Source organism: Mycobacterium sp. IEC1808 (genome assembly GCF_002101935.1).
In the GTDB taxonomy this organism is placed as follows: Bacteria; Actinomycetota; Actinomycetes; order Mycobacteriales; family Mycobacteriaceae; genus Mycobacterium.
This window is the reverse complement of sequence record NZ_LQPV01000007.1, coordinates 51004-71792: the sequence shown is the minus strand read 5'-3', so window position 1 is coordinate 71792 and position 20789 is coordinate 51004. Positions and strand designations below refer to the sequence as shown.

19 protein-coding genes are annotated in these 20789 nt (G+C 69.3%); 3 read left to right on the top strand and 16 right to left on the bottom strand.

The features are described from left to right. Positions 1–148: 148 nt before the first annotated feature. From AWB92_RS05540 to AWB92_RS05510, 7 genes are all read right to left on the bottom strand, one after another. Positions 149–2584 carry a [protein-PII] uridylyltransferase gene (locus AWB92_RS05540; protein ID WP_085184417.1) on the bottom strand — a complete coding sequence of 812 codons (2436 nt, stop codon included), beginning with the start codon at positions 2582–2584 and terminating at the stop codon, positions 149–151. Positions 2585–2629: 45 nt separating this feature from the next. Beyond that, positions 2630–2968 (bottom strand): nitrogen regulatory protein P-II, encoded by a 339-nt coding sequence (gene glnB, locus AWB92_RS05535; RefSeq protein WP_068101997.1) that lies wholly within the window; start codon positions 2966–2968, stop codon positions 2630–2632. Further along, positions 2965–4347, bottom strand: coding sequence for an ammonium transporter (locus AWB92_RS05530; protein ID WP_085184424.1), 1383 nt, complete (start codon positions 4345–4347; stop codon positions 2965–2967). The genes glnB and AWB92_RS05530 overlap by 4 nt, the downstream gene beginning before the upstream one ends. A gap of 187 nt (positions 4348–4534) precedes the next feature. Beyond that, a complete protein-coding gene (ftsY, locus tag AWB92_RS05525) occupies positions 4535–5863 on the bottom strand; it encodes a signal recognition particle-docking protein FtsY (protein ID WP_085184416.1) in 1329 nt (442 codons plus the stop codon). A gap of 173 nt (positions 5864–6036) precedes the next feature. After that, a complete protein-coding gene (smc, locus tag AWB92_RS05520; protein WP_085184415.1) occupies positions 6037–9636 on the bottom strand; it encodes a chromosome segregation protein SMC in 3600 nt (1199 codons plus the stop codon). Between the two features lie 121 nt (positions 9637–9757). Then, positions 9758–10051: an acylphosphatase gene (locus tag AWB92_RS05515; RefSeq protein ID WP_085184414.1), complete on the bottom strand. Its 294-nt coding sequence runs from the start codon at positions 10049–10051 to the stop codon at positions 9758–9760. After that, positions 10038–10460 (bottom strand): OsmC family protein, encoded by a 423-nt coding sequence (locus AWB92_RS05510; protein WP_085184413.1) that lies wholly within the window; start codon positions 10458–10460, stop codon positions 10038–10040. Before AWB92_RS05510 ends, AWB92_RS05515 begins: the two co-directional genes overlap by 14 nt. Positions 10461–10511: 51 nt before the next feature. Here AWB92_RS05510 and AWB92_RS05505 point away from each other — a divergent pair, with 51 nt between their 5' ends. Beyond that, positions 10512–11288 carry a PIG-L family deacetylase gene (locus tag AWB92_RS05505; protein ID WP_085184412.1) on the top strand — a complete coding sequence of 259 codons (777 nt, stop codon included), beginning with the start codon at positions 10512–10514 and terminating at the stop codon, positions 11286–11288. Positions 11289–11320: 32 nt separating this feature from the next. On the opposite strand, the gene mutM is transcribed toward AWB92_RS05505, so the two are convergent. The 4 genes from mutM to sepIVA all read right to left on the bottom strand — a co-directional run bounded on the left by mutM (position 11321) and on the right by sepIVA (position 14426). Then, positions 11321–12193 (bottom strand): DNA-formamidopyrimidine glycosylase, encoded by an 873-nt coding sequence (gene mutM / locus AWB92_RS05500; RefSeq protein WP_085184411.1) that lies wholly within the window; start codon positions 12191–12193, stop codon positions 11321–11323. Positions 12194–12209: 16 nt separating this feature from the next. Continuing rightward, positions 12210–12923, bottom strand: a complete 714-nt coding sequence (gene rnc, locus AWB92_RS05495) for a ribonuclease III (protein WP_085184410.1) — start codon at positions 12921–12923, stop codon at positions 12210–12212. Continuing rightward, complete coding sequence (locus tag AWB92_RS05490; RefSeq protein ID WP_173817355.1) at positions 12920–13528, bottom strand: DUF177 domain-containing protein; 609 nt, start codon at positions 13526–13528, stop codon at positions 12920–12922. Before AWB92_RS05490 ends, rnc begins: the two co-directional genes overlap by 4 nt. 160 nt (positions 13529–13688) lie before the next feature. After that, complete coding sequence (sepIVA, locus tag AWB92_RS05485) at positions 13689–14426, bottom strand: cell division protein SepIVA (RefSeq protein WP_067155092.1); 738 nt, start codon at positions 14424–14426, stop codon at positions 13689–13691. A gap of 326 nt (positions 14427–14752) precedes the next feature. On the opposite strand from sepIVA, the gene AWB92_RS05480 reads away from it, so the two are divergent. After that, positions 14753–15961, top strand: a complete 1209-nt coding sequence (locus tag AWB92_RS05480; RefSeq protein ID WP_142281949.1) for a permease — start codon at positions 14753–14755, stop codon at positions 15959–15961. A gap of 19 nt (positions 15962–15980) precedes the next feature. Here AWB92_RS05480 and coaD read toward each other — a convergent pair whose 3' ends face one another. From coaD to AWB92_RS05455, 5 genes are all read right to left on the bottom strand, one after another. Then, positions 15981–16463 (bottom strand): pantetheine-phosphate adenylyltransferase, encoded by a 483-nt coding sequence (coaD, locus tag AWB92_RS05475; RefSeq protein ID WP_085184407.1) that lies wholly within the window; start codon positions 16461–16463, stop codon positions 15981–15983. Between the two features lie 77 nt (positions 16464–16540). Continuing rightward, on the bottom strand, positions 16541–17095 hold the full coding sequence (rsmD, locus tag AWB92_RS05470; protein WP_085184406.1) for a 16S rRNA (guanine(966)-N(2))-methyltransferase RsmD: 555 nt from the start codon (positions 17093–17095) through the stop codon (positions 16541–16543). 4 nt (positions 17096–17099) lie between these two features. Beyond that, a complete protein-coding gene (locus AWB92_RS05465) occupies positions 17100–17720 on the bottom strand; it encodes a vitamin K epoxide reductase family protein (RefSeq protein WP_085184423.1) in 621 nt (206 codons plus the stop codon). Between the two features lie 11 nt (positions 17721–17731). Beyond that, positions 17732–18490 carry a DsbA family protein gene (locus AWB92_RS05460; RefSeq protein ID WP_085184405.1) on the bottom strand — a complete coding sequence of 253 codons (759 nt, stop codon included), beginning with the start codon at positions 18488–18490 and terminating at the stop codon, positions 17732–17734. 75 nt (positions 18491–18565) lie between these two features. Continuing rightward, positions 18566–19678: an alpha/beta hydrolase gene (locus tag AWB92_RS05455; RefSeq protein ID WP_085184404.1), complete on the bottom strand. Its 1113-nt coding sequence runs from the start codon at positions 19676–19678 to the stop codon at positions 18566–18568. Positions 19679–19937: 259 nt separating this feature from the next. On the opposite strand from AWB92_RS05455, the gene AWB92_RS05450 reads away from it, so the two are divergent. After that, a complete protein-coding gene (locus AWB92_RS05450) occupies positions 19938–20783 on the top strand; it encodes an aldo/keto reductase (RefSeq protein ID WP_173817358.1) in 846 nt (281 codons plus the stop codon). Positions 20784–20789: the final 6 nt, after the last annotated feature.

The window sequence follows — 20789 nt, the reverse complement described above, 5'->3', positions numbered from 1 at the left end:
GACTACCACACCGAAGTCACCAACACCGGACGCCTCGCCTGGACCGACGGCACCAGCCCGCCCGAAATCAACCACGCCCATCACCCCGACGAACTCCTCCACGGCGACCCCGACCCGCCCGAGGAAGAACAACAGTGAGAGGCGGTGTCTACGCCTCCAGTCCGCCCAGCACCGCCATCAGCTGCTTCTCCACCGCTGCCTGTGCGTCGGGCTCGTCGGGCAGCTCCACGCAGAACACGTCGGCCGCGGTCGACCCGAATGTGTGGACCTTGGCCCATGCGATGTCGGCGCCCGCGCGCTCCAGCGCCCGGGCCAGCAGCGCGAGCAATCCCAATCGGTCCATGGCGCGGACCTCGACGAGGGGTTGGCCGGACGCGGCGGGGTCGAGCCACTGGACGTGTGGCGGGGCGGTCGACCGCGTGACGGGCACCCCGACCTGGATCTCGCCGGCCCGCTCGGTCGCCGCACTGGCGGCGTCCGTGTCGCGCTTCTCCAGCGTCCCGAGGACGTCGACGTCGCCGTTCAGCGCGTTGGTGAACTGCTGGCGCAGCAGGCCGGCTTCGGGCGGCGAACCGAACAGCGGCGACACCACGAATTCGATGATCGCCGCGCCCTCGTGCGTGTTGACCGACGCCGAATGGATGCGCAGCGAGTTCAGGGCGAGCACCGCTGCGGCGTTCGACACCAACCCGCGCTGATCGGGCGCGATCATCACCAGGTTCAAGCGCTCGCCGCCGGCGGCCTCGATCTGCACATGCACGCCGTGGCCGGCGGCCAGCGAAAGATATTGCGGCGCAGTCGGTTCCGCCTGCGGCAACGGCTCGCCCGCCATAACCAGACGGCAGCGACGCACCAGCTCCTCGATCAGCGACGCCTTCCAGTCGCTCCACACCCCGGGGCCGGTCGCCTTCGAGTCCGCCTCGGACAGCGCGTGCAGCACCTCCAGTAGGAGCGGATCCCCGTCCAGCGCCTCGGACACGACCTCGATCGTCTTGGGGTCGTTAAGGTCGTTTCGGGTCGCCGCCACCGGCAGCAGCAGGTGGTGGCGAACCAGCTTCGACAGGAACTCGGCGTCCTTGGCCGCCACCCCCAGCCGCGGCGCGATTTCGAGGGCCATTTCGGCGCCGAGCACGCTGTGGTCGACTCCCCTGCCTTTCCCGATGTCGTGCAACAGCGCGCCCAGCGCAAGCAGGTCGGGCCGTGCCACGCGGGTCGCCAGCGGCGCCGCGTTCACGGTGGTCTCGATGACGTGACGGTCCACCGTCCACTTGTGCGCGACGTCGCGCGGCGGAAGGTCGCGGATCGCAGCCCATTCCGGCAACAGCCGCTCCCACAGCCCGGTGCGGTCGAGCGCCTCGACCGTCGCCACCGCGGTAGGCCCCGCCGAGAGCACGACCAGCAGATCGTCCAAAGCCGTGCTGGGCCAAGGGATTGGCATCTCGGGCGCGGCGGCGGCCAGGCGACTCAGCGTGGCGGCGCCGATCGGCAACCCGGTGTCCGCCGACGCCGCGGCCAGCCGCAGCACCAGCCCGGCGTCGGTCTCCGGTGCGGCGTCGCGGGCGAGCACGATCTCGCCCGCATACTCGACGACGCCCTCGTCCAGCGGGCGGCGCCTGGGCCGCCGCACCAGGGACGACACGCCACGGCGCGGCAACGCGTTTTCCGCGGTCCGCAGTCCCGTCTCGGCGTGGTAGGCGATGGTCCGCCCGGCGTCGGAAAGCTTGCGGGACAAGTCGAATCGGTCACCGATGTGCAGGGCGGCGCTAATCTCGTCGGCGTACTGGGCCAGTAGCTGATCGCGCCCGCGCCCGGAAACGCGGTGCAGCTCGGTACGCACGTCGAGGAGCGTCAGGTAGGCCTCGTCCAGCGAACCGCCCGGCGTTTCCGGACGGGCCATGCCGTGACGGTCGATGAGCTGAGCCACCCCGAGCGCGTCCAGCAGTTGCACGTCGCGCAGGCCGCCGCGACCGGATTTGAGGTCCGGCTCGGCGCGCTGCGAAATCCGGCCACAGCGCTGCCAACGCGCCTGGGTGATTTCGACCAGCTCGCCCATCCGGGAGCGAATTGCGCTGCGCCACTGCTTTCTTGCGCCCGCAATCAACTCCTCGGACAGCCGCGCGTCGCCGGCGATATGGCGGGCATCGAGCATGCCCAGGGCCGCAATCATGTCGGTGTTGGCGACGCCGAGCGCCCCGGAAACCGTTCGCACGCTGTGGTCGAGCCGAACGTTGGCGTCCCACAACGGATACCACAGCTTGTCGGCGACCTGTTGCAGCACCTCGGCGGGCTTGTCGTCGTGCAACAACATCAGGTCCAGATCTGAATACGGCAGTAGCTCATGGCGTCCCAGCCCGCCGATCCCGACGATCGCGAAGCCACTGCCGTCGGTGATGCCGATCTCGTCCGCCTTGGCGGTCAGCCACGATTCGTGCAGATCCTGCCACGCGTGCCGCAACTCGGCAGCACCCAACGCACGACCATCCGACAGCAAACGACGCCGCGCGGCAACCAAATCGCTTGCCCCGCGGCCGTTTTCCGTGCCCGGTCCAGATGACCCGGACGGGCCGGGTGGGTCCTCTTTCATACCCTCCCGGCCCGTCCGGCCTGAATCAGCAAGCTACGGTCAAGGTCAGAGGGCATCGGTCCCGCGTTCACCCGTGCGCACCCGCACGATGGTTTCCACGGGGCTCACCCAGACTTTGCCGTCCCCGATCTTGCCGGTGCGGGCCGCCCGGACGATGCTGTCCACGACCTTGTCGACGATTGAGTCGTCGATGACGACCTCGATCCGGACCTTCGGCACGAAGTCGACCGAGTACTCGGCACCCCGGTAGACCTCCGTGTGGCCCTTCTGCCGTCCGTAGCCCTGGATTTCGCTGACCGTCATCCCCAGGACGCCCGCCTCCTCGAGGGCGGTCTTGACGTCGTCGAGCGTGAACGGCTTTACGATGGCGGTGACCAGCTTCATGAAGTCTCTGCCTCCACTTTCTTGACTGCGTCGTCCTGTCCGTTGGGGCTTTCCTCCACGCCGCCGATCCGGTGCGGAATGGACGAGGCCCCAATAACTGCGAACTCGTAAGCGGTTTCTGCGTGCTCCGACTCGTCGATGCCGCCAGCCTCGGCTTCCGGACTCAGCCTAATCCCGATGGTGTATTTCAGGATAAGCGCCAGGACAAGCGTCACGAGGAACGAGTAGAAGAGGACGCTGAACGCGCCGACCGCCTGGCGCTCGAGCTGAGACCAGCCGCCGCCGTAGAAGAGGCCCTTCGAAACGCCGGTCACGCCGTTGATAGCCGTGCTCTCCGGGGCCGCGACCAGGCCGACCAGCAGCGTGCCCGTCAAACCGCCGATCATGTGGACACCGACCACGTCCAGCGAGTCGTCGAAGCCGAACCTGAACTTCAGCCCCACCGCCAGCGCGCACACCGCACCGCCGACGAAGCCGATCACCAGCGCACCGAGCACGTTGACCGACGAGCAGGACGGCGTGATGGCCACCAGCCCGGCGACGATGCCCGAGGCCGCGCCCAGCGTGGTGGGATGCCCGTCCCGGATGCGCTCGACCAGGAGCCAGGCCAGCATGGCCGTCGCGGTTGCGATCGTCGTCGTCATGAAGGTCGACCCGGCGGAGCCGTTGGAGCTGGTCGCCGATCCGGCGTTGAACCCGAACCAGCCGAACCACAGCAACCCGGCGCCCAGCATGACGAACGGCAGGTTGTGCGGGCGGAACAGCGTCGTGGGCCAGCCCTTGCGCTTACCCAAGACGATCGCCAGCGCCAAGCCCGCCGCACCGGAGTTGATATGGACCGCCGTTCCACCTGCGAAGTCGATCGCATGCAGCTTGTTGTTGATCCAGCCGCCATGCTCGGAGGCGAAGCCGTCGGCCGCGAACACCCAGTGCGCGACCGGGAAGTAGACCAGCGTCGCCCACAGCCCCGCGAACACCAGCCACGCGGTGAACTTCAGCCGGTCCGCCACCGCGCCCGAGATCAGGGCGACGGTGATGATCGCGAACATCAGCTGGAAGGCCACGAAGACGGTGGCCGGCATGGTGCCGGCGAGCGGGATGTCGACGGCCGCCTGCGCCTTGCTCGGATCGGCTTTGACGGCATTGCCACCGATGAGGCCCTTCAGCCCCCAGTAGTCGCCGGGGCTGCCGACGACGCCGCCCTTGCTGTTGCCGAACGACATCGAGTAGCCGTAAAGCACCCACAGCACGGTCACCACGCCCATCGCGCTGATGCTCATCATGATCATGTTGAGCACGCTTCGGGTTCGGACCATGCCCCCATAGAAGAAGGCAAGGCCCGGCGTCATTAACAGCACCAGAGCGGAACTCGCCAACATCCAGGCGGTATCGCCCGTATCGGGTTGGCCCAATTGCGGGAATGCCACGCGCTATCACCTCCGGTTGCACAGGAAAGGCCGTCAGACGTCCGTCTGTGGCCTGCGAGAACCATGCGCAATTGTTGTTTCGGCGATGGTGCCGCCGTGTTTCGGCGGTATTAACGTCGCGCTTGACGTGTAAGCGGTCTCAGCCGAGCAGGGCGTCCACGAAAGCGGCGGGCTCGAACGGCGCCAAGTCGTCGGGGCCTTCGCCCAGCCCGACCAGCTTCACTGGCACCCCGAGTTCTTGTTGAACGCGGAAAACTATGCCGCCCTTGGCCGTTCCGTCCAGCTTGGTCAGCACCGCGCCGGTGATGTCGACGACGTCGGCGAAGACGCGCGCCTGGGCGAGTCCGTTCTGCCCGATGGTGGCGTCGAGCACCAGCAGCACCTCGTCGACCGCGGCCCGCCGGGTCACCACGCGCTTGACCTTGTCGAGCTCGTCCATCAGCCCGACCTTGGTGTGCAGTCGCCCGGCGGTGTCGATGACGACGACGTCGGCGCCGGCCGCGATGCCCTTGTCGACCGCGTCGAAAGCCACCGACGCCGGATCGGCGCCCTCGGCGCCGCGCACCACGTCCGCGCCCACCCGCGAGGCCCAGGTTTGCAGCTGATCGGCGGCCGCCGCCCGGAATGTGTCGGCCGCGCCCAGCACGACGCGCCGCCCGTCGGCCACCAGCACCCGCGCCAGCTTGCCGACGGTGGTCGTTTTCCCCGTGCCGTTGACCCCGACGACCAGCAGCACCGAGGGATGATCGCTGTGCGGCAGCGCGCGAATCGAGCGGTCCATGTCGGGCTGTAGCTCGTTGATCAGGACGTCGCGCAGCACCGCCTTCGCGTCGGCCTCGGTGCGCACGCTGCCGCTGGCCAGCCGGCTGCGCAGCTGCGTGATCACCGACTCGGTGACGACGGGTCCCAGGTCGGCGACCAGCAACGTGTCTTCGACGTCCTGCCAGGATTCCTCGTCCAGGTCGCCGCCACCGATGAGGCCGAGCACGCTGCGACCGAGCGCGGTCTGCGAGCGGGCCAGCCTTCCGCGGAGTCGTTCCAGCCGGCCTTCGGGCGGGGCGATTGCCTCGATCTCGGCCGCTTGGGACCCCGGCTCAGGCGCCGGCGCGGCCTCCGGGACCGGCGGGGCCGCCGGAGGGGCCTCGGGCGCCGGAGCGGCCGGCGGAGCGGGCGGCGGCGCGGTCTCGGGCTCCGGCAGTTCGACATCGGAGATCGTGCGCCGCGGCGCGTCGCGGGGAACGGTCGCGTCATCGCCTACCGCGGGCAGGCCGGTGGTGTCGACCGTCGGGGTGCGGCTGAAGGTGATGGCCGACGACGCGGTGTAGCCGCCGGAGCGGTCGAGTGCTTCGGGTTCGGGCCGCGCGAGGCTGATCCTTCGGCGGCGGTACCGCACCAGGCCCAGGACCAGCGCGGCGATGACGACCAGGGTGGCGACGACCGCGATCGCGATCCAAAGACCTTGGGACACGGTGGCAATCCTTCCAGCCGCGGTTACCCGGCGCTCAGGCGCATTCGGTGTGCGTCGGGGGCACGGTGTGCGTCCTGGGCTTCGGGTGTTGCACCTGGGCGGAAAAATCGCCGAAATCGCGCCGTCAGTTCACGCCGAAAGCCCTCGGTTCACACCCACGTGCTCCCCGAGGTCTACGAGGAGCTCGAGACCAGCTGCTCCACCTGCTGCCCACGCATCCGCTGAGAAATCACCGCGGTGATGCCGTCGCCCTGCATGGTCACGCCGTACAGCGCGTCGGCGACCTCCATCGTGGGCTTCTGGTGGGTGATGATGATGATCTGCGACTTGGCCCGCAGCAGCTCGAACAGGCTGATCAGCCGGCGCAGGTTGGTGTCGTCGAGCGCCGCCTCGACCTCGTCCATGATGTAGAACGGCGACGGGCGGGCCCGGAAGATCGCCACCAGCATGGCGACCGCCGTCAGCGCCTTCTCGCCGCCCGACAGCAAAGACAGCCGGGTGATCTTCTTGCCGGGCGGACGCGCCTCCACCTCGATGCCGGTGGTCAGCATGTCATTGGGATCGGTCAACCGCAGCCGTCCCTCGCCGCCGGGGAACAGCACGGCGAAGACTTCCCGGAATTCGCGCTCGACGTCGATGAACGCGTCGTTGAAGACCTGCAGGATGCGCGCATCGACGTCGGCGATGACGTCGAGCAGGTCCTTGCGGGCGGCCTTGACGTCCTCGAGCTGGGTGGACAGGAAGTTATAGCGCTCCTCCAGCGCAGCGAACTCCTCCAGCGCCAGGGGGTTGACCCTGCCCAGCTCGGCGAGTTCCTTCTCGGCCCGCTTGGCCCGGCGCTCCTGGGTCGCCCGGTCGTACGGGATGGGAGCGGGCGCGAAAACCTGCTCGCCGCGCTCCTTGGCCTGCTCGTATTCGGCCATCTCGAGATCCGTGGGCGGCAGCTGATTCTCCGGCCCGTACTCGGCGATCAGGTCGTCCGGCGACATGCCGAACTGTTCGAGCACCATCTGCTCGAGCTGCTCGATGCGCATCGCCGCCTGGGCGTTGGCCACCTCGTCACGGTGCAGCGAGTCGGTCAGCTTGGCCAACCGCGCGCCCAGCGCGTTCACCTCGTCGCGCACCGTCGCCATCGCGGCGGTGCGCTCCTGGCGCTCGGCGACCAGCGCGTCGCGCATCGTCGACGCCGCGCCGACCACCCGGTCCAGCCGCGACGCCAGCAGCCGCCCCGCGTCGGCGACGGCCCCCGCCACCGCGGCCGCGTGCAGCCGCGCCGCCCGCGCCTGCTGGGCCCGCAGCCGCGCCTCGCGTTCGGCCGCTGCGGCGCGCCGCAGGGAGTCCGCCCGCCCGCGCACCGCGTTGGCGCGCTCCTCGGCGGTCCGCACCGCCAGCCGGGCCTCCACTTCCACGCCGCGGGCACTTTCGGCGGCGGCGGCAATCTGCAGGCGGTTCGCGGGCTCGGCCGCCTGCACGTGCTGGGTCTCCTGGGCGTTGCGCAGCCGGGTTTCCAGCTCGGTGACCTCTTCGACGGTCTGCGCGCGCCCCGCCTCGGCCTCCTGGCGCTGGCGCAGCAGCCGGTTCCACTCCTCCTCGGCGGCACGCGCTTCCTGCCCGAGCCGGCCCAGCTGCTCGTACATCGCCGAGATCGCGGTGTCGGATTCGTTGAGCGCGGCCAGCGCCTGCTCGGCGGAATCCTGCCGCGCGATCTGCTCGGTCAGCGCACCGGACAGGGCGGCGCTGAGCTGGGCCACCTGAGCTTCCGCGGCCGTCAGCTCGGCGGCGGCCTTGTCGATCTCCGAGGTGAGCTCCAGGGTGGACAGCTTGCGGTCGGAGCCGCCGCTCACCCAGCCCGCGCCCACCAGGTCACCGTCGAGCGTGACCGCGCGCAGCTGCGGGCGCGCCGCAACGAGGTCCAGCGCGTCGCCGAGGTCGTTGACCACCGCGACGCCGGAAAGCATGGCCGTCATCGCCCCGCGCAGCCGTTGGGGCGCCTCGACCAGGTCGAGCGCCCAAAGGGCGCCGCCGGGCAGCGCGCCCGCGGGCGGGGGCTGATCGGCGGGCCAGTCGCCCAACACCAGGGCCGCGCGGCCGCCGTCGGCCTGCTTGAGGGCGGCGACGGCGGAACGCGCCGCGCCGAAGCTCTCGGCGGCCAGCGCGTCGGCCGCCGAACCGAGCACCGCAGCCAGCGCCGTCTCGTAGCCGGGCCGCACCTTGACCAGCTTGGCGATCGGGCCGAAAAGCCCTGTGCCGGCGTGGTTTTGCGTGAGCCACGCCGCGCCGTCCTTGCGCTCCAGCCCGACCGAGAGCGCGTCGATGCGGGCGCGCAGCGACGCCACTTCCCGTTCGGCGCCGCGTTCGGCGGCCTGCAGCTCGGCGACGCGTTCGTCGGCCAGCCGCAACGCGGCCACGGTCCGCTCGTGGTGCTCGTCGAGGCCCACCTCGCCCTGGTCCAGCTCGCCGACGCGCGCCTGCACGGTCTCGAACTCCGCGCGGGTCTGCTGCGCGCGGGTGGCGGCCTCTTCGATGCGCTCGGAGAGCTTCGCCACGCTGTCGTCAATCGACTCGACGCGGGCCCGCATGGTCTCCACCTGCCCGGCCAACCGCGCCAGGCCTTCGCGCCGGTCGGCCTCGGCGCGCACCGCCGCCAGGTGGGCGCGGTCGGCCTCGGCGGCCTCGGCCTCGCGCTCGGCCAATTCGGCGCGCGCGGCGTCCAGGCGAGTGCGCGCGGCGGCCAGCTCGCCCAGCAGCCGCTGCTCGGTCAGCTCCACCTGCTGGGCCTCGGCTTCCAGTGCGTCCGGGTCGGTGTCGCTCGGCGTCACCGGCTCGACGTCGAGATGCTGCGCGCGTTCGCTGGCGATGCGCACCGTGGCGGCGACGCGCTCGGCCAGCGCGGACAGCCCGAACCAGGTGTGCTGGACGGATTCGGCCCGGCCCGAGAGCTCGGCCAGCGCCGTCTCGTGCGCGGCCAGCTCCTGGGAGGCCACCTCCAGGCGGGCGGCGGCCTCGTCGTGCTCGCGGCGCATCACGGCCTCGGCCTCGAAGATCGCGTCGCGCTCCACCTGGCGGCTGACCAGGTCGTCGGCGGCCAGGCGCAGCTTCGCGTCGCGCAGATCGGCCTGGATGGTCTGGGCGCGACGGGCCACCTCGGCCTGGCGGCCCAGCGGTTTGAGCTGGCGGCGCAGCTCGGTGGTCAGGTCGGACAGGCGGGCCAGGTTGGCCTGCATCGCGTCGAGCTTGCGGAGGGCCTTTTCCTTGCGCTTGCGGTGCTTGAGCACGCCCGCGGCCTCCTCGATGAAGGCGCGGCGATCCTCGGGTCGCGACTGCAGGATCTCGTCGAGCTTGCCCTGCCCGACGATGACGTGCATCTCACGCCCGATGCCCGAGTCGCTCAGCAGCTCCTGGACGTCCATCAAACGGCAACTGCTGCCGTTGATTTCGTATTCACTGGCGCCATCGCGGAACATCCGCCGCGTGATCGACACCTCGGAGTACTCGATGGGCAGCGCGTTGTCGGAGTTGTCGATGGTGACGGTGACCTCGGCGCGGCCCAGCGGGGCCCGCGACGAGGTGCCGGCGAAGATGACGTCCTCCATCTTCCCGCCGCGCAACGTCTTCGCGCCCTGCTCCCCCATCACCCAGGCCAGCGCGTCGACGACGTTGGATTTGCCCGAGCCGTTGGGCCCGACGACGGCGGTGATGCCCGGCTCGAAGCGCAGAGTCGTCGGCGAAGCGAAGGACTTGAAGCCCTTCAGCGTCAGACTCTTGAGGTACACAGCGCGCCAGACTACCGCTCAAATCGCGCGGGTCAGCCCTCCCCACGGGGTGTCGGCGGGCCCGAAATTCACCTCGCGTTCACAGACGAGCACACCGGTCACAGGCGCCACATCAGTCACGTCAGCGCTCGACGAATCCCGTGAACCGCTCCGCCGGTTGCGACCAGTCGGCGACCACTTTGTCGACGTGACCCGGCCTGGAAGGCCACCCGCCGCCGCCTTCCAGCAGCCGCAGCAATTTCTCGCCCGCCTCCCGCGGCCCCTGGGCCACCACCAGCACCCGGCCGTCGGCCTGGTTGGCCGCGTAGCCGGTGAGGCCGAGCTCCAGCGCGCGGCAGCGGGTCCACCAGCGAAAGCCGACCCCCTGGACCCGGCCGTGCACCCAGGCGGTGAGCCGGACGTCAGGCTGGGGCATCTGAGACATCGGCGATCTCGAAGTTGACTTCCGTGCCGGACTTCAGCGTGCGCCCGACGGTGCAGACCAGGTCGACGGCCCGGTTGGCGACCACGAGCACGCGTTGTTTTTCCTCGTCGGAGAGCCCGGACAGGTCGAGCTCGAGCGTCTCCTCGAGTAGCGGATAGCGTTCCTGCTCGCGGTCGGCGGGCCCGGACACCTTGACGACGGCCTTGTAGTCGTCGCCGAGCCGCCGGGCCAGCGGCTCGTCGGTGGACATGCCGCTGCAGGCGGCCAGCGCGATCTTGAGCAGCTCGCCCGGGGTGAACACCCCCTCGACGTCCTCCGAACCGACCAGCACCTGCGCGCCGCGCGAGCTGTAGCCGGTGTAGCGGCGCGATCCGGTCCGTTCGACCCACAGTTCCGTCATGGCTTCTTTTCTACCGGGCTGCCGTTGCGCCCCGCGGGCATACTGCGTTGCATGGCCACCGTCGTCGCATTCCACGCCCACCCCGACGACGAGGTCATCCTGACCGGCGGCACCCTCGCGCGGGCGGCGGACGCCGGACATCGCGTCGTTCTCGTCACCGCCACCGACGGCCGCGTGCACGGCGAGGACGACAATTTACGATTGGACGAGTTGCGTTGCAGCGCAGACATTCTCGGGGTGCACCGGCTCGAGTGCCTCGGCTACGCCGACAGCGGTTACGGCCCCGAGTTTTACCCCGATCCACCCGGACGCGTCAGGTTCGGACGAGCCGACGTCGACCAGGCTGCGGGGCGGCTGTCGGCGATACTTCGGGAGGAAGACGCGGATCTCCTGCTCAGCTACGAAGCCAACGGCGGCTACGGCCATCGCGACCATATCCAGGTGCATCACGTGGGCAAGCGGGCCGCCGAGCTCGCGGCGACTCCCCGTGTGCTGGAGGCGACGATGCCGCGCGAATTGCTGGTGCGAATCGGCAATTTCGCGCGCCTGCTGCGGCTACCGGCGCCCTACGAGCCGGAAGTCGCCCGCACTGCGTACGCGCCAAAGGCGCGGATTACCCACCGGATCAACGTCTTCGGTTTCGCGCGGCGCAAGCGCGACGCGATGGCCGCCCACCGCTCCCAAATCGGCAACTCCGCCGCGGCAGCGCGCGCATTCGACGTGCTGCTCGCGCTGCCGCCCCCGGCTTTTGGCCTATTATTCCCGCGCGAATGGTTCATAGATCCCGCGCTAGCCGCGGGGTCGACGCGTCACGACATCTTCGACTGACTCGGCGTGAAGTGTGATTCCCGGGCGCACACTCAAAGCCCCGAACGCACACTCGAAACCCGTGGCCGCGGTTGGCAACTCGGGCAGTAGAACGAGGAACGGTTCATGAACTTCTCCCGGCGTATGAGCGCGCCGCAGCGCCGGCAGGGTTCACCCTCGCGGCCGTAGGCATCGAGGGATCGGTCGAAGTACCCCGACTCGCCGTTGACGTTGACGTAGAGCGAGTCGAACGAGGTCCCGCCCTTGGCCAGCGCATCGCGCATCACGGCGCCGGCGGCGTCCAGCACGGCAGTCAACTGCCGGCGGCTCAGCGTGTCGGCGATCCGCGCGCCGTTCACCTTGGCCCGCCACAACGCCTCGTCGGCGTAGATGTTGCCTATGCCCGACACCACCTGCTGATCGAGAAGCTGCCGCTTGATCTCAGAATGCTTGCCCCGCAACACCTTTACCACCGCGGCGGCGTCGAAGCGGGGATCCAGCGGGTCGCGCGCCAGGTGGGCGACGGGCTGCGGAACCACGCTGCCGTCGACGCTGACCAGGTCGGCGAGCATCCACCCGCCGAACGTCCGCTGGTCGGCGAAGCTCAGCACGGTCCCGTCGTCGAGCAGCGCGGAGATGCGCACGTGGTCGGCGCGCGGCACCTTCCCCAAGAGCATCTGCCCGCTCATGCCGAGGTGGACGACGAGCGCCGCGACCGGGTCGTCAAGCAGCAGCCACAGGTACTTGCCGCGCCGGTCGGTCCCGGTGATCTTCGCGTCGAGCAGCCGGGCGGTGAGGTCGGCGGGGCCGGCCTCGTGGCGGCGCACCGCGCGGGGATGATGCACCCGGACCGCAGTGATCGTCTTGCCCACGACGTGGGCCGCCAGGCCGCGGCGCACCACCTCGACTTCGGGTAGTTCGGGCATTCAGCGGGCCATCGGGTTAGGCAGAGGTTTTTCCCGCAGTGTCTAGCGCTTCGAGCGCTTTCCAGGTCGCGGCGGCGGCCTTTTGCTCGGCCTCCTTCTTGGATCGGCCGACGCCCGACCCGTATTCGGTCTCCATCACGACGACGACGGCGGTGAACTCCTTGTCGTGATCCGGCCCGGTGGACGTGACCACGTACGACGGCGCCCCCATGCCCCGCGCCGCGGTCAGCTCCTGCAGGCTGGTCTTCCAGTCCAGCCCGGCCCCCAGCGTCGGCGCGGCGTCCAGCAGCGCGCCGAACAGCCGCAGGATGACCTCGCGGGCCGTCTCGATGCCGTGCTGCAGGTAGATCGCGCCCAGCAGTGACTCCATGCCGTCGGCCAGGATGCTCGACTTGTCGGCCCCGCCGGTGTTCGCCTCACCCCGGCCGAGAAACAAGTGGACGCCGAGGCCCTCCTCGGACAGGTTCCGCGCGACGTCGGCCAGCGCCTGGGTGTTGACCACGCTGGCCCGCAGCTTGGCCAGGTCACCCTCGGACCGGTCGGGATGGCGGTGGTAGAGCTCGTCGGTGATGGTCAGGCCCAACACGGCGTCGCCCAGGAATTCCAGGCGCTCGTTGGTGGGCAGCCCGCCGTGCTCGTAGGCGTAGCTGCGATGCGTCAGGGCCAGCGACAGCAGCTCGTCGGGCAGCTCGACCCCGAGCGCCTCGAGCAGGGCTTCCCGCGACGTCACCGCTGGTCCCCCGGCGTGCCGTCCGGTTCGGGCGGCTCCCGCAACATGTCGGCCAGCTTGGACCATCGCGGGTCGATGCGATCGTGGTGATGGCCGGGCTCGGCCGCGAGCGAGACGCCGCATTCGGGGCACAGCCCCGGGCAATCCGGCTCGCACACCGGCGCGAACGGCAGCTCCAGCCCGACGGCGTCGATGATGGGCTGTTCGAGGTCGATGGTGTCGTCGACGATGTGGCCGACCTCGTCTTCCTCGGTGGTCGCCTCGGTCGTGCTGTCGGGGTAGGCGAACAGTTCGGTCAACCGGACCTGCACCCGACCGGTGACCGGCGACAGGCAGCGGGAGCATTCGCCGACGGTGGGCGCGGCCACCGTCCCGGTAACCAGCACGCCTTCCGACACCGACTGCACCTGCAGGTCCAGTTCCAACGGTGCGGCCCGATCGATCGCGATCATGTCCAGTCCGATGCGCGACGGGCTGGGCAGGGTCTCGCGCAGGGTGACCATCGCGCCCGGACGCCGCCCCAGCCGGGTGATGTCGATGGTCATCGGCGCGGCCGACCGTGGCGCTACCCCGCCGGTCCTAGTGATGCTGTGCTGCCGCGTCATAGAGGAAATCCTACGGCGCCGCGCGCGTAATGAAAGTGCGCGATGAGCCGCGGTGCTGATGGCGGCGACCCGCTTCACCCGGCTGCGCCGCGCTCGCGATCGCCGCAGTGCTGATGGCGGCGACCCGCTTCACCCGGCTGCGCCGGGCTCGCGATCGCCGCTAGCGGGTCGCGTAGTCGTGGGTGCCGGCGGCCGTGCGCAGCTGGTGGCGACCGCGTCCCACCGACCGCAGCGTGCCGTTGAGGAACTCCTCGAACTCGGCGAGCTTGTTGTCGACGTAGATGTCGCACTCACCCCGCAGCCGGTCGGCCTCGGCGTGCGCGGTGTCGATGAGGCGGGTGGCCTCGGCGTTCGCCGCCTCCACCACGCTGTTCTGCGAGACCAGGCGCTGCTGCTCCTTGATGCCCTCTTGCACGGCCTTCTCGTAGGAGATGTTGCCGTTCTCGATCAGCCGGTCGGCCTCGGCCTGGGCTCGGCTGACGCTGGCCTCGTACTCGCGTTTGGCCGCCGTGGCGATGCGCATCGCCTCCTCGCGAGCCTCCCCAACCATCCGCTCGCTGTGCTGGCGCGCCTCGCTGACCATCCGGTCGGCCTGCGCCTTCGCGTCGGACAGCAGACGGTCCGCCTCGGCGCGGGCGTGGTTGAGCATCGACTCCGATTCGGTGGTCGCCGAGGAGACCATGGATTCCGCGTGCGACTTGGCGTCCTGCAGCATCGAGTCGCGCGCGTCGAGCACGTCCTGGGCGTCGTCCAGCTCGCCCGGGATCGCGTCCTTGATGTCGTCGATCAGTTCCAGCACGTCACCGCGGGGCACGACGCAGCCGGACGTCATGGGCACGCCACGCGCCTCTTCGACGATGGCGCCCAATTCGTCCAGCGCTTCAAAAACTCGGTACACGGCCATACCCTCCTGGCGGCTTGCCCAAAAAACTCGTTGTTACCAGTGTGCCTGTTGTTACGTCTGTGACAGCGGTGGCGCGGCCGGTGTGTCGGGCATTTGCCCTCCGTACCCGTTCGCCACCAGTGAATTCCATAGAAAATGCCCGTTCACGCCGTTTCCGCGGGCCCGACAGCCGCGCGGGGTTGTCCCGTCCATATTCTTTGCCGGCCCCCGCACCGATTTGCAGCCATTCTAGGGTTCATGGCCCTTCCCGCGCGCAAACGGCCTTTTCCCAGCTTGACGTATACCCCCTAGGGGTATAGACTACGCCGGGAAAGTCCCCGATTCACGCAACCGAAGCGGAGGCCTCGATGAGAGCGCTCGCAGCGATCGGTCACGCCCTGGGCTTGGCGGGGTCGATGACATGGGAAATCCTCTGGGCACTGATCCTGGGCTTCGCCCTGTCCGCGGTGGTGCAGGCCGTCGTGCACCGTTCGACGATCGTGAGCCTGCTGGGCGACGACCGGCCACGCACGCTGGCGGTGGCCGCCGGGCTGGGGGCCGCGTCGTCGTCGTGCTCCTACGCCGCGGTCGCCCTGGCCCGCTCGCTGTTCCGCAAGGGTGCCAACTTCACCGCCGCAATGGCGTTCGAGATCGGCTCGACGAACCTCGTGGTCGAGCTGGGCATCATCCTGGCGCTGCTGATGGGATGGCAGTTCACCGCGGCGGAATTCGTCGGCGGCCCGCTGATGATCGTGGCGCTCGCCGTACTATTCCGGCTGTTCGTGCGGTCCCGGCTCGTCGATGCCGCCCGGCAGCAGGCCGAGCGCGGAATCGCCGGCTCGATGGAAGGCCATGCCGCAATGGACATGTCGATCCAAAAGGAGGGCTCGTTTACCCAACGGCTCTTCTCCCGGGAGGGCTTCACCTCGGTCTCGCATGTGTTCGTGATGGAGTGGTTGGCGATCCTGCGCGACCTCGTCCTGGGCCTGCTGATCGCGGGTGCCATCGCGGCGTGGGTGCCCGAAAGCTTTTGGCGGATCTTCTTTTTGACCGATCACCCGGGCTGGTCGGCGGTGTGGGGACCGATCGTGGGGCCGATCGTCGCGATCGTGTCGTTCGTCTGCTCGATCGGTAACGTGCCGCTGGCGGCGGTGCTGTGGAACGGCGGCATCAGCTTCGGCGGTGTCATCGCGTTCATCTACGCCGACCTGCTGATCCTGCCGATCCTGAACATCTACCGGAAGTACTACGGCACCAAGATGATGCTCACGCTGCTCGGCACCTTCTACGCCGCGATGGTCGCCGCCGGATACCTGGTCGAATTGCTGTTCGGCACAACGGGTCTCATCCCAAGGCAGCGCAACGCCACGGTGATGGAGGCGTCGATCTCGTGGAACTACACCACCTGGCTCAATATCGCCTTCCTCGTCATCGCGGCCGTCCTGATCGTGCGGTTCGTCACCTCGGGCGGGCTGCCGATGCTACGGATGATGGGCGGCTCCCCCGCGGCGGCGGAGGGCCACCACGATCACAGCCGTCAGTGCGACTGAGGGCGCCGGGTTGCCCGGGTCACGGCCGGGCGGAAATCTTTTCGCGCAGGCGGCGATTCACCGGTTCGGGTAGCAGCTCCGTCACGTTTCCGCCCAGCATCGCGACCTCTTTGGCCAACGACGAGGACACGAACGAATAGCGCGGCGTGGTGGCCACGAAAAACGTGTCCACACCGGCGATGTGCTTGTTCATCTGTGCCATCTGCAGTTCGTATTCGAAGTCGGTGCCGGTGCGCAGGCCTTTGACGATCGCGGTCATGCCGCGGGCCCGGACGAAGTCGACCACCAGGCCCTGCCCGGCCTCCACCCGCAGGTTGGGCAGGTGCGTCGTCGACTCCTCGATCATTGCGATTCGCTCGTCGAGATCGAACATGCCCTTCTTGGCGGGGTTGACCAGGATCGCGACGACCACCTCGTCGAATTGGGCCGACGCGCGTTCGAAGACATCGATGTGGCCCAATGTCACCGGGTCGAAGGAGCCCGGGCATACCGCGCCGCTCATGACGCGCGCCGGCGACGATGCAGAGCGGAGCGATGAGGAGGAGCGGCGCTCATGTCGACTGACGCTACACGCCAGGCTCACCCAAATTCGGCCAGCTCCAAGCGGGTGTCGCCGTAGACGCGCTCGGGCCACGCCGACCAGCCCGCGGGCCACGTCAGCGCCGCGCCGCCGGCCGCACGCTCGACCGCGGCGACGGTTCCGTCGCGCACCCAGCCGTGCGCGGCCAGCGCGGCCAGCACGGCGTTCACCTCCGCGGCGTCGACGTCGTAGGGCGGGTCGGCCAGGACCAGGTCCACCGGGGACGGGGCCCCGGCTGCCACGACGGCGGCTACCGCGCCCCGGCGCAGGGTCGCACCAGGCAGGCCGAGGGCCTCGATGTTGCGGGCGATCACCGCCGCGGTGCGCTGGTCGGACTCCACGAAGAGCGCGGAGGCGGCCCCGCGCGACAAGGCCTCCAGCCCCAGCGCGCCCGACCCGGCATACAGGTCGAGCACCGCCAGCCCGGTCAGGTCGCGGCGCGCGGTGACGATGTTGAAGAGCGATTCGCGCACCCGGTCGGTGGTCGGCCGGGTTCCCCGCGGCGGGACGGCGATGCGCCGGCCCCCGGCGACGCCGCCGATGATCCGGGTCACGCGTTCACAACAACGTCGACCAGTAGTCCCAGAACCGCACCATTATCAGCAGAAACACGGCCGTGAACCACAGCGCGGCGATCGACCACCGCCATTGGTAGAGCACCCGCAGCCCACCGGTCTGCAGCGCCGGACGAAACGCGATCGACGCGCTCACCACCAGCAGCGCGATGGTGACCACCCAGACCACCATGCAGTACGGGCACAACGCCCCGATGCGATACAGGCTCTGAAAGATCAGCCAGTGCACGAACACCGAACCGAGCAGCACCCCGGCCGTCAGCCCGACCCAATACCATTGCGGCAGACGGACTTTCGCGACGGCCAGGACGCCGGTGACGATCACCACCGTGAAACCCACCAGCCCGAGCAGCGGGTTGGGGAATCCCAGCACCGACGCCTGCGGCGTCACCATCACCGACCCGCACGACACGACCGGGTTGATGTTGCACGACGGAACGTACGACGGGTTGAGCAGGAGGTCGATTTTCTCCACCGTCAGGGTCATCGACGCGGCCAGGCCGATCACCCCCGCGATCAGCACCCACCACGCGCTGGGCGCGGGCACCCGGCTCGGCGAATCCGGCGTCGCCTCGCCGCCGTCCTCGGCGGGTTGCGCGGACACCGGGGCGGTGGTCACGCCGCGGGAGCGACGGCGGTGTCCAGGCCCGGCACGTCGCCGACTATCGACTTGATCTTGCCGACCAGCGCGTCGGGCGTCGACGGCTCGTAATCGGCGCCGTTGATCTTGATGGTCGGGGTGGCGTTGATCTTGGCAGCCGCCGCCTCGCCCGTGACCTTGGGAAGGTACTTGCCGCTGTTGATGCAGTCGGGGACCTTACCGGCGGCACCGGCTTCGCGGGCGAGTTCGATGAGCCGCGCGTTGTCGGGGAAGCTGGTGCCGCGCTCATTGGGCTGGATGTCGGTGCTGTAAAGCGCGGCATGGAAACGGCGGAACGCGTCGATGGATTCGTCGGCGACGCACATGGCCGCCGCGCCCGCCCGCGACGAATAATTCTGGTTCCGCTGGCTGTCGAGGATCGCCACCATGGAGTAGTCGGCGGCGATGGCGCCGACGTCGATCAGCCTGGAAACGGTCGGCCCGAAAGTGCGCTCGAAATTACCGCACGCCGGGCACAGGAAGTCCTCGTAGAACGTCACCACGGCCTTCGGGTTGCTGGTCCCCGGCTGGGTGACCAGCTTGCTTGACGTCACGCGCACCGTGTCGCCCTCGCCGGTAGCGCCGGGCTTCTTCTTGTGGCTGACGGCCCAGTAGACGACGCCGACCAGCAGGAGTACGACGATCGCGGTGCCCGCGACCTGGAGGAGCCGCCCGGATTTCCCGGTGCCGGACTTCAGGTCGTAGCGCGGGGGGCGTTTGGGTTTGTCGGCCACGGGTTCGCTGATCCTTTGTCACGGTGATGCACGCTTGAGAGGCGCCTCTAGCGTACCGGCGTGACGCCCGGTGACTCAGGCGCGGCTCAGATGGGCGCGCAACGCCGAAATCAGTTCGCTGGTCCCGACGGCGCTGTCGCCGCCCAGCTGGAAAAGGTTCACGAACCCGTGGGTCAGCGAGCCCATGTAGCGCAGGTCGACCGCGGTCCCGGCGGCCCGCAGGGCCGCGGCGTAGGCCTCGCCCTCGTCGCGCAGCGGGTCGAAGCCGCCGACGGCGATCAGCGCGGGCGCCAAGCCCGACAGCGACTCGGCCAGCAGGGGCGACAGCCGCGGATCCGCCGGGTCGATCCCCGACCCCCGCAGGTACTGCGCCTGGAACCAGTCCATGTCGCGGCGGGTCAGCAGGAAGCCGCGGGCGAACAGGCCCATGGACCGGGTTTGCGCCGTGAAGTCCGTCCGCGGGTAGATCAGCCACTGCAGCACCGGGGCGGGGCCGCCCTCGTTTCGCGCCAGCTGGGCGACGACGGCGGCCAGGTTGCCGCCGGCGCTGTCGCCCCCGACCGCGACGCGCCCGGGGGCCGCGCCGAGTTCGGCGGCGTGCTCGTGCGCCCATTTGAAGGCCGCGTACGCGTCCTCGACCGCGGCCGGCGCGGGGTGCTCGGGAGCCAGCCGGTAGTCGACCGACAACACGTGGATGCCGGCGTCCCGGCACGTCAGCCTGCACAGCGGGTCGTAGGTGTCCAGGTCGCCGATCACCCATCCCCCGCCGTGGTAGAAGACGAGCAGGGGTGCGTCCGTCCCGTCGGCCGGGCGGTAGTGCCGCGCGCGGATCTCGCCGGCCGGGCCGGGCAGCGAGATCTCGTCCACCTCGACGTGAACCTGGGGCCCGGGCAGGGCCGCCGTCGTCTCGCGCAGTTGGGCGCGGGATGCGGCCGCGTCGTCGTCGACCACCAGGCCGTCAATGCCGACGGCGTGCAACCCGGACAGCATCAGCTGCAGCGTCGGGTCCAGTGTGTTGCCGTCGATGATCACCGAGCGGCCGCCGAACAGCGCCCGCTTGGCCGGGGTCGGGATCCAGGGAATGACCTTGACGCCGATCGTGGAGACGGCACCCTGCACCCTGCTCGTCCATCGCATCGATGCGCGTTTGGCTCCGAGGTCGAGGTCCACCGCGAGACTCTTGGCCATGACTTTCTCCTGCTCCCCTCGCCACGCCGGACGACGGTTGTCCGCTACCCGTCTATACCCGGCGCGCCGTGCGACCAACTCTACGGGCGTCGGCGAGACGCGCGGGGAACAGGGCATGCCCGCGCGGGCGTCGCTCACGTCGCTTTTGCGGCTGGGTAATATCGTGATCCCCAAGTCGGTGAACCCAAACGGATTGTGAGAGATTTCGGCGGCGGATCCGAATCCACGGACCATCAATTTCACAGGTAGGTGAATGACGTTGACTCGGGAGCCGGGCGCCGCCATACCGTCGATAGCTCTCAATGACGAAAACACCATCCCGGTGCTCGGCCTCGGCGTCGCCGAGTTGTCGGAGGACGAGACCGAGCGCGCGGTGTCGGCCGCGCTGGAATTCGGCTGCCGGCTCATCGACACGGCCGCCGCTTACGGCAACGAAGCCGCCGTGGGCCGCGCGATCGCGGCCTCCGGGATTCCGCGCGCGGAGTTGTTCGTCACCACCAAGCTGGCCACCCCGGACCAGGGTTTCAGCAAGGCCCCGCAGGCCTGCAGCGCCAGCCTGGAGCGTCTCGGCCTGGACTACGTCGACCTCTACCTGATTCACTGGCCGGCCGCGGCGCTGGGCCAATACGTCGACGCCTTCGGCGGCATGATCCAGTCCCGCGGGGAAGGCCACGCCCGCTCGATCGGCGTCTCCAACTTCACCGAGGACCACCTCTCGACGGTGATCGACCTGACCTTCGTCACCCCGGCGGTCAACCAGATCGAGTTGCATCCGCTGCTCAACCAGGACGGGATGCGCAAGGCCAACGCGCAGCACAACGTCGTCACCCAGTCCTACACGCCGCTCGCGCTGGGCAAGCTGATCGACAACCCCACGGTGACCTCGGTGGCCGCCGAGTACGGCAAGACGCCGGCTCAGGTGTTGCTCCGGTGGAACGTGCAACTCGGCAATTCGGTGATCTTCCGCTCGAGCAACCCCGAGCGCATCGCCAGCAATTTGGACATCTTCGATTTCGAATTGGCCGGCGAGCACTTGGACATGATCAACGGCCTCAACGACGGCACCCGGTTGCGCCCGGATCCCGACACCTACGACGGCTCGTAAACGGCC

Coding starts and splice junctions, on each gene's coding strand:
- glnB (WP_068101997.1), bottom strand. CDS start 2,968: ATGAAGCTGGTCACCGCCATCGTAAAGCCGTTCACGCTCGACGACGTC.
- AWB92_RS05510 (WP_085184413.1), bottom strand. CDS start 10,460: ATGACGGAACTGTGGGTCGAACGGACCGGATCGCGCCGCTACACCGGC.
- AWB92_RS05490 (WP_173817355.1), bottom strand. CDS start 13,528: ATGACGCGGCAGCACAGCATCACTAGGACCGGCGGGGTAGCGCCACGG.
- AWB92_RS05540 (WP_085184417.1), bottom strand. CDS start 2,584: ATGAAAGAGGACCCACCCGGCCCGTCCGGGTCATCTGGACCGGGCACG.
- AWB92_RS05505 (WP_085184412.1), top strand. CDS start 10,512: ATGGCCACCGTCGTCGCATTCCACGCCCACCCCGACGACGAGGTCATC.
- AWB92_RS05455 (WP_085184404.1), bottom strand. CDS start 19,678: ATGGCCAAGAGTCTCGCGGTGGACCTCGACCTCGGAGCCAAACGCGCA.
- AWB92_RS05515 (WP_085184414.1), bottom strand. CDS start 10,051: ATGCCCCAGCCTGACGTCCGGCTCACCGCCTGGGTGCACGGCCGGGTC.
- AWB92_RS05530 (WP_085184424.1), bottom strand. CDS start 4,347: ATGTTGGCGAGTTCCGCTCTGGTGCTGTTAATGACGCCGGGCCTTGCC.
- mutM (WP_085184411.1), bottom strand. CDS start 12,193: ATGCCCGAACTACCCGAAGTCGAGGTGGTGCGCCGCGGCCTGGCGGCC.
- coaD (WP_085184407.1), bottom strand. CDS start 16,463: ATGAGCGGCGCGGTATGCCCGGGCTCCTTCGACCCGGTGACATTGGGC.